At 43.1% G+C, this 7,756-nt stretch carries 6 protein-coding genes; 1 reads left to right on the top strand and 5 read right to left on the bottom strand.

Features of this window, described 5'->3' with window-relative positions; genetic code table 11:
* On the bottom strand, positions 1-541 hold a 541-nt coding region (locus tag IQ260_RS23875; RefSeq protein ID WP_193995585.1), incomplete at its 3' end, for an alpha-mannosyltransferase.
* Between the two features lie 680 nt (positions 542-1,221).
* On the opposite strand from IQ260_RS23875, the gene IQ260_RS23870 reads away from it, so the two are divergent.
* The gene (locus IQ260_RS23870) at positions 1,222-2,313 is read left to right on the top strand and encodes a Gfo/Idh/MocA family protein (protein ID WP_193995584.1); all 1,092 of its coding nucleotides are present in this window, start codon (positions 1,222-1,224) and stop codon (positions 2,311-2,313) included.
* Here the strand turns inward: IQ260_RS23870 and IQ260_RS23865 are convergent.
* The 4 genes from IQ260_RS23865 to IQ260_RS23850 all read right to left on the bottom strand — a co-directional run.
* Positions 2,310-3,620: an oligosaccharide flippase family protein gene (locus IQ260_RS23865; protein ID WP_193995583.1), complete on the bottom strand. Its 1,311-nt coding sequence runs from the start codon at positions 3,618-3,620 to the stop codon at positions 2,310-2,312. The genes IQ260_RS23870 and IQ260_RS23865 overlap by 4 nt on opposite strands.
* Before the next feature lie 13 nt (positions 3,621-3,633).
* The gene (locus IQ260_RS23860; RefSeq protein ID WP_193995582.1) at positions 3,634-5,055 is read right to left on the bottom strand and encodes an O-antigen ligase family protein; all 1,422 of its coding nucleotides are present in this window, start codon (positions 5,053-5,055) and stop codon (positions 3,634-3,636) included.
* Positions 5,056-5,139: 84 nt separating this feature from the next.
* Positions 5,140-6,564 carry a GumC family protein gene (locus IQ260_RS23855; protein WP_193995581.1) on the bottom strand — a complete coding sequence of 475 codons (1,425 nt, stop codon included), beginning with the start codon at positions 6,562-6,564 and terminating at the stop codon, positions 5,140-5,142.
* A gap of 86 nt (positions 6,565-6,650) precedes the next feature.
* Positions 6,651-7,756 (bottom strand): SLBB domain-containing protein (locus IQ260_RS23850; protein ID WP_228016389.1); only part of this gene is annotated, 1,106 nt, incomplete at its 5' end.

Raw genomic sequence — 7,756 nt, 5'->3', positions numbered from 1 at the left:
CTCCCTTATACGGCATACCTACATAATCCCAGACCGGTCTATCTGGTAGAAGTATGTGACGCTGATAATCAGGAAAAAATACTGCCTTATTATCTTTATATTCTTGGCTTTCAAATAGAAATTCCAGATTACACACAGGAAAGCAGTCGGCATCAATCAGCATCACTTCCCGAAGGCGTGTCTTGAGAATCGCAGCAGTTTTAATGGGGAAGCCGCGCATCTGCTTTAGGGGGCGATTTTGGCAATAATCCATGATGTCGTGGAAAGTCGCATCATGTTCAATAAATGCGGGTCTTGCCCAAGCTGGAACCTCATCTTCCCCAGCGTGCCAAATTTCGATAGGTAATGTTGCACCGTAATGACGTAGAAGACGAACTACAACGTATGCACTCTCTAAATAGGGGCCACCCGCACAGACTATAAAACCTTTTCCAGAAAAGTCTCCTAGTGGGGGCGCGGGTGCTTCAACCTGCTGAGCAAATAAATCTGCAGCATTCTCTGCATTGATATCGTAAGTATCGTATTCTAATAAATCATTCATAGATTAATCCTTCAATGTAATAAAACTGCACCATTGATTTTTGCAAATAGCATACGTAAGAAAACTAGTGCTAGTGTTTTCGAAACGGAGCCTTACGCAGAAAGAAAACCCACCAGGTAGAATTGAGTGACTATCTGGAGCACCGTGAGAATACGGGAAGATATTTGCCTTGCCAACATATCTTTAGACGCATTAGACAATGCAAAGTTTCTATTCTATTAATCAAGCTTTTTTGGACAAAGACGATATTTGAGCCAGATCCGATAGGAAAGATGTGACTGATAACGGAATTTTGAAGTCTTAAATCACGCTCTAATCTAGATCTAAAAAGTATTTTCTCTAAAATAGAGTTCTTTTAGTTGTGGTCTTCTGGTTATTGGTTAAACGGGATAACCACCTGTCAATTTTATTGAACGCCATCCAAAAAAACGTTAATAACCTGACCTCAATCTAAATTACGACAAAAGCTTGTCCCTGTTTAGTTGGCCTTAGTTGGGTAGAGTTCAAATATATTATGCCATTTACCGCCCTTGAATAAACATTATTGAAGAGCATGCCTTATTCTCATAAATAGTGTTATTCAATAGCCATTAATAGAACCTTATAGGCTACTTTATTCCAAGGGGAATCAATATAGATTTACTCAAGCACAAACTCAATCTGAATAGACGTTATATTTTATGAGCACTATCATTCGCTGGGGTATTTTGGGGACTGGTACAGTAGCGACTCAATTTATCGAAGGCCTTCAGTCTATTTCTGATGCTCAGCTATGGGCCATAGGCTCTAGAACACTTGATAAGGCACAGAAGTTTGCAAATATATTTAATGCCCCTAAAGCCTATGGCAGCTATGAAGAACTAGTACAAGATCCAGATATAGATGTTGTTTATATTGCGACTCCTCAAACACGCCATAAAGCTGATAGTATGTTGTGTCTCAATGCAGGAAAAGCCGTTCTTTGTGAGAAACCATTTACAGTAACATCCCAAGAAGCCCGAGAAGTAATGGCTGTAGCCAGGCAGCAAAAATTGTTCTGTATGGAAGCCATGTGGATGCGGTTTATGCCGTTAATCCAAGAGGTACGCCGATTGATTCGAGCGGGTGAGATTGGTGAGGTGCGGTTGCTGACAGCTGATTTTGGCTATCCAACAGAATTTGATCCGAAAAACCGTTTTTTTAACCTTGAGCTAGGCGGCGGTGCCCTGCTAGATCGAGGCGTTTACCCGTTATCTCTAGCGTTTATGTTGTTGGGTAAGCCTCAACAAATCAGTGGAGAGCCCTGTATTGGAAAAACAGGTGTGGATGATCAATCGGCCATGATCCTTCGCTATGCTAATGGTGCCATGGCTATTTTGCACTCTACCTTGCATACCTACAGTTCCAATGAAGCTTTGATCGTTGGTACTCAAGGTAAGATTGCTATTAAAGAACCATTTTATAAACCAGAAAGTATCACAATCACTCGGTTTTCCGGCAAACCAGTGGTCGTTACATCTCAGCAGAAAACGATTGAGGTTGGTTGGAAACGCTCTATCATCAATCAGCTAAAGCAAAATCAATTGATTAAGACTTTGGCTAAATTTCGTAAAGAGAAATCTAAGAGTATTGGTCAACGACTCTCTGGAAATGGGTATAACTATGAAGCAACAGAAGTTGTTAAATGTTTGCAAGCAGGAAAATTAGAAAGTGATTTAATGCCACTTTCAGAAACAATTGAAATTATGGAAACTATAGAATCACTGTTGCTGCAGTGGCATCAGAAACCTTAATCTAGTTCAGGGTCAGTTCCAGCGTTGGCCAACTGACCCTGAATAGTGGCTCGTTTGCTGTAAAAGAGCACTGCTAGCCACAGGGTGATCAGCTTAAATGTCTCAGACGTTAAGGTCGCCCAGGCTGCGCCTTGCCAAGAAAAACGAGGAATTAGATACAAGTTTGCCCCAAAGTTAATAAATGCAGCTGTTACTTGCAATATACTTCTGACTCTGTGAAAACCTGAACCCGTAAGTGTGTCAGCTGCGATAAATTGCAATGTAGCAATCAAATGAATAGGGGCTAGCCATAGTAGCACGCCTCCTGATTGGGCATATTCTTCACCTAAAATATTGGCTGTAAATGGAGCAAGGCTCACTAATGCAATTGCGGAAATTATTCCGTAGCCTACTGAAACAGGGACTAATTTCAGCGCAAATTTGAGGCCAGCCTTAATCCCAGAAGCTCCATGACGCAGAAACCGCGTGTAGGTGGCACTCATTACCGCAATGATAATTATGTATCCAACATCAATAAAGCGATAACCGGCTGCATAGATACCGGCTGCGTCGGCAGAGGCTAGACTGACCAACATAGTTCTGTCAATCTGTCCATTCACTGTTTCTGCTGACTGTGCAATGGCAAAGAAAAATCCTTCAGCAAATTCAGGTGGATACTTTTTAAGATTGAAGATGGGGTTGCCAAATAACTTGTTAACCGTTAGCACTGAGGATAGGGCTGGAAAAATTGAACCTAAACAATATAGTCCCCCCCAAGCAACAACATTACCGTCCTCGAAAAAGACTAATAGACCAATAGCTGCAATTAATTTTCCTAGCCCATAAAGAATCTTGCTTTGAGCAACAAGCTTAAATTGATCGCAGGCAACAAAAGCCCCTGCAGCCAAGTCCCATATTTTTCCTCCTAATAAATCTGCGAGCAGTACAAATAAGATAAGCAGCAGCGATGTGCCGGGGTTAAAAACTAACCTTGATAGGCCTAGCATTAAAGGGATTAGGCCCAGATTGAAAATCAGACAGGTGAGTAGTGTCGTTCCCCAATAGCCTCTAAAAAGCCTCTGGTCTCTTGAAACATGCTTGAGAAAAATATCAGCATTGCCAAGTCCGACAAACGGCACAACTAGTTTGACAAATGAGGCAATACCGATAAATATGCCATATGCCCCAGCTCCTAATACTCTAGCAACAATAATAAAATAGGCACCTTGAATAAAAATACCAAGGATCTGAGATGACAGCATCCAAAAGCTATCTTTAACCAGAGAGCCGCTAAAGATTTTTTTGACTTTAGAAATAATCTTGTTCACTTCGTTAACGGCATTAAATATTAGTATGAGCGTTTACTGGAGGCTTAACTTTGCCCATGATTTGATCTGCTCTAGGCTTATTCTTTCCTACTAGACCAAATCTATCAAAATCGACTAAATATTTTGCCTCAAAGGACGTCGTGAAACTTGTTGTACAAACTAAAATCCAGAATATACTATTAGGTGCTAGCAACGATGACTCTGATAGATTAACCAGCGAGAGATAAAGCACATATACCGTCGGCCAGCTGCTCACCCATGACTTAAACAAACGGACCCTCGCAACGCCTCTAAGCAGCGTTTGCCACATGACGAGGCATACCATGGAAGCGCCAATAAACCCAATTTGGAGCGTCAGATCAAGAAAACCCTGGTGTGAATCTGGCACATTCCAACGAGCTCGTTGAATAATATACAAAGATGGACCATCTGTCCCATTCCAAAAACCGCCAACACCGTACCCTAGGGCAGGACGCTTGCCAATCATGGTATGAACATATTCCCAAATGTCTGTGCGCCCTGTAAACGTTGGATCTTTACCAATCAGTCCCAGGGCAAACGTCATGATCGGAACATAGGCCATAGATATACATATAGTGGCCGATGTCATAAAAATAAGTGACAGGAGGAGCTTGCGCGGTTTTGTCTTAAATACCTGGGTAATCAGGACGATCGCCATAATAAAAATAGAATTGACTAACGCGCCGCCAGAGCCAGTCTTTTTGATCATGTAGAGTGAAAGCAATAACCCAATCAGATACATCCACTTGAAACGAATATTTTTTACATCGTTAAACATAGTGAACATCACACCGCAGGCTAGTACCATCAGTCTTCCAGCCCCGTTTTTATGGGTAAATACACCTCGCCAGGCCCCAGTATGTACTGGCGGTCCCATAACGCCATACTGCGGTAATCCTTTAACGAATAGAATATTTAGCACCGCTATGCTAAACAGAACATAGCTCAGTATTGTCAGCTGTTGTTTTAGAGTAAATCGCCCCGCTAAGTAAACCGCAAACAACATGTTGCAAGTTGCAAATACTCCTCCAGTAAGTGAGTCATCAGGGGAAAACGACCAGAAAAACGATGATGCGATTAAAACGCTAGTGGCAACCATCAAAGGGTTGCTCAGAAGTACATAAATTGTTCGTTTATATCTGCAAACTAGAAAAAGAAGCGTCAGACTATAGTTCAGCATATAGAACAGTTGAACAGGCGCAAAATTTACTGAGCCATAGTCAAATCCATCACCTTCACTGGCTCCCCCACTAAGGATAACAATCAGTACTGCATCGGTAAAAAGAAAAAGTGAGATAAAGACAAATGCATATTCAAATTTTTCTAATAATGATTCGAATAAGGCTCTGCGAGCCAAGATTGCATCTTCGCTTCTAGAGAATAGATTTCTCACTGCAGCAGGTTTAGATACCATAAGGCAACATGCCTATTTAGATAAAGACGGATTGATAGATTTTTTGAAAGTGGGACTCTAAATCAGACAATGATCGCTTCTCGATCAAAGACCTGAGGGCATATTATATGCATCCGGGTCATAGACTTTGTTAGCACCTTTGACATCTACAATAAAGAAGTCAATGGCAACGATGATAGCTAAGCCAAGCGCAAAGCCAGCAACAACACCCATAGCCAGAATTTGTATGGCTACCTGAGAGGAAGGATCTTCTGGAGGAACAGCCGGTTCAATAATTTGAATAAAGTTAGTGAGCTGATTTTCTCTAACCTGCAGCTCTTGACGTTTACCCAATAGTTCCTGATAGGTTTTTTGAGCGGCTTCTAAATTACGCACTAAATCTCGCTGACGCTGTTCCAGTTCTGGAAAGAGGTCGATACGTTCTTGATATCTCTGAGCATTAGATTCAACAGCCTTTAGACGCTCCTCTAAACCAATTGTCTTCAGGTTATTAACAGCATACTCTTCAACCAGCAACTCTCCGACAGCCCCCATTTGAAGAAGCGATTCTTGAACAGAACCACCAGCTACATCCCGCACGCGCTCATCTAAGAGACTGGTAAGAGATGCTTCTTGAGCTCGCAAGCGCTGAAGAATAGGGCTTTCTTCCGTAAACTCCACCTGCTGTACAGCTATCAAGCGACGAACTTCATTGAGATCTGCCAAGATATCTTGAATTTGGGCAGATTGACTTAAGGTATTGGCCTTAATCGCATCGGATACGTTAAGACCAAGCTGAGCACCCAACGTCTCTTGTATACCGTACAGTGAACTCAGTTCTGCTCGTACAGAGTCCTGATCTTTACGTAAATCATTCAAGGCAGCAACTGCAATACCTTGCTCATCCGCTAAGTTGACAACGTTATAGGTTTCTCGAAAAACACGCAGCTCATATTCTGCTTTTCTAACTTTTTCGGCATTTAAAGGTAGCTGCCGGTCTAGGAAATCTCCTGCACTAGCAGTATCTACCTGGGTACTGGTCAGTTTCTGTGACCGATACAATTCCATCAAGGTATTGACAACATCGGCTGCTATTACCGGGTCTTCATCCAGATAGGAAAAGGATAAAACATCTGTTTGAAATACAACGGTGACTGCAAGATCTGCCCAAAGATCCTCAATCTTCAAGGGTTCACCTTCATCGTCTTTTAGCTGGAGCGTATCAATCGTTTTCTGGATTAGGGGCTTTGAGGTGATAATTTCAATCTCAGAGTTTAGCTGAGTTCCAAAACTAATGGTTTTTAGAGGTCCGCCTTCCTCTGCTTTTTCTAAACCTGTCAATGCAGCGGCTCGGTCAGGTGTAAATAGGAGCTTTCCTTCAGATAGATAGGTTGGCTTCGTCAACTTTGCAACGGTAGCAGCACCTAAAACCGTCAGAATAAATGCTGCCGTTGCCGGAACGATACCACGGCGAGTTGCTGCGAACAGATACTGAAGGTTGAGATCAATAACATTACGAATAAAATTCATAGTAAGTCAGGCTGCCATCTAGACATATCGATAAAACAAAAACAGTAAATAGGGCGCCAGAGCGCCACTAGTCCAATCAGTATCAGTTATTGAATACCGAAGATCCCTAGAAGTAAGTCAGTCAAGGGTGAGAAAATTAGACTAGCCGTATCTGAAGTGGCAGCAAGACCTGAACGACCGACAATAATAGTGTCTCCGTCCTGAAGAACTGGGTTTTGTTCATCATTTACATCCTGAGCAAGATTAACGCTAACTGATTGTTGAGATACATTCCCGTTGGGGTTGAGACGAATCAGCTCTACACGGCTAGTGCGAGCACGGTTATTGAACCCACCAGCTGTCAGGACAGCTTGATTTAGCAGCGTGTCTGGTGGAACTGAAAGACTTCCAGGAGATTCAACTTCACCCACGACATTCACCGTTATAGTAGCCGGTGCAAACGTTGTGTTGGCTAGGGCGATCACTTCTGAGTTATCAATGGTCTGTGCGGTCGGAACGATGATTTGGTCGCCATCTCGTAGTAATACATCTTGGCGCAGGTTACCACTTTCTACTAAATCCCAGAGATTGGCCTGAATCAGGTCGGGCACTCCTTCTCGTTTGATCTGTACAGAACGAACATCTGCAGAACGTGTAATACCCCCTGCAGTAATAATAGCTTGGGTTAAACTGGGCCAAAAGCGAGTACGGCTTTCACTGGCTTCAGATTGTTCACCTGCTTCTGAACTGACCTGTAGTGTATAACCGCCGGGACGGTTGATCTCCCCTACAATACCCACTCTTAGTGGACGTGGCTGTAGCAGCTGAAAGGTAAGTCTTGGATTACGAATGTATTGACTATAAGCGGCGGCAACCTTGGCCTCAGCTTCAATAGGGTTGAGGCCAGCAACATCGACCTTGCCAACCCAGGGCAGTGTCAGAGAACCGTCCAACAACACAATTTGGTCAAATGGCTCTTCAAAAATCTCGAGTTCGACTAGCACCTCAACTCTGATTTGATCGCCAGGACCTAGGGCATAGGTTTCTAAGGCAACTGTTGAAGGGGGGGAAGCCTGAGGTCTCAGGACACCTTGACTACGGATGGTGTCGGGGGAGTCTAAGGGGGGAAGCTGGGCCCATGTGGGTAAAGCCACCAGACTAGCGGTAATACCGCTAAGCATTAGGACACAAGTAGTTTGAGCTAGCCTTAACC

Origin of the sequence: Leptolyngbya cf. ectocarpi LEGE 11479, from assembly GCF_015207065.1 — a bacterium.
Lineage (GTDB): Bacteria > Cyanobacteriota > Cyanobacteriia > Phormidesmidales > Phormidesmidaceae > Leptothoe > Leptothoe ectocarpi.
Note: the sequence above shows the minus strand (reverse complement) of the source record. Positions and strands in the feature narration are given on the sequence as shown.

Excerpts from the sequence above, each read along its gene's own strand:
- IQ260_RS23870 (WP_193995584.1), top strand. The coding sequence starts at position 1,222 with ATGAGCACTATCATTCGCTGGGGTATTTTGGGGACTGGTACAGTAGCG.
- IQ260_RS23860 (WP_193995582.1), bottom strand. The coding sequence starts at position 5,055 with ATGGTATCTAAACCTGCTGCAGTGAGAAATCTATTCTCTAGAAGCGAA.
- IQ260_RS23855 (WP_193995581.1), bottom strand. The coding sequence starts at position 6,564 with ATGAATTTTATTCGTAATGTTATTGATCTCAACCTTCAGTATCTGTTC.